This is a genomic window from Bacillus sanguinis (genome assembly GCF_018332475.1).
GTDB lineage: Bacteria > Bacillota > Bacilli > Bacillales > Bacillaceae_G > Bacillus_A > Bacillus_A sanguinis.
In genome coordinates this window covers 1-561 of record NZ_BOQB01000353.1, presented here as the reverse complement: position 1 = coordinate 561, position 561 = coordinate 1, and the positions used below count along the sequence as shown (strand labels likewise).

General features: G+C 37.8%; 1 pseudogene. It reads right to left on the bottom strand.

The features are described 5' to 3' along the window. A pseudogene (locus KI369_RS25820) lies at positions 1–331 on the bottom strand (SWIM zinc finger domain-containing protein); the annotation flags it as partial. Positions 332–561 lie beyond the last annotated feature (230 nt).

Sequence of the window (561 nt, the reverse complement as noted above, 5' to 3'; positions counted from 1 at the left end):
AAGTTAATACATCTCCTACTTGCCCGAAACTAGATGCTGCGGATAGTAAAACAGCTAGCATATGCTCACATTGCGTTGGTGCAAAGCAATCGCAATAGCTTTCAGCGACGTTACGAATCGGGATATGGACGCTATATACGCTGCCTTCAGCATCTACGGTTCCTGATAGCGTATAACCATCAAAGTCAACGTTGTAGACAACACCACTACGATATAGGTGCCGAGCTGTAGCGACATGTTCCTGATCAGCTGTTTGCTGTGGATCTAGTCCTTGAACGAACTCATTCGCAATCATCATAATTTCATCTTTCGTAATTGAGTGTTGCAGCATAATATTCCTCCGTACACATATTTCTTTCCTTTACCATTATAAACAAAAAATGCTCAAAACAGAAAAAATGAAATTTGGATTACACAAATTGAAAATCATGGTAATATATATAATGTTTATATGGAGAAAGAAGGCTCGAATTGGGGAGTAAAGTGAATAAGGAAGGCTGAAATTACCTGCTATAGAAAAAGTATAAGCTTTATTGTGTCACAATAAAGTTAGAGGAAAAT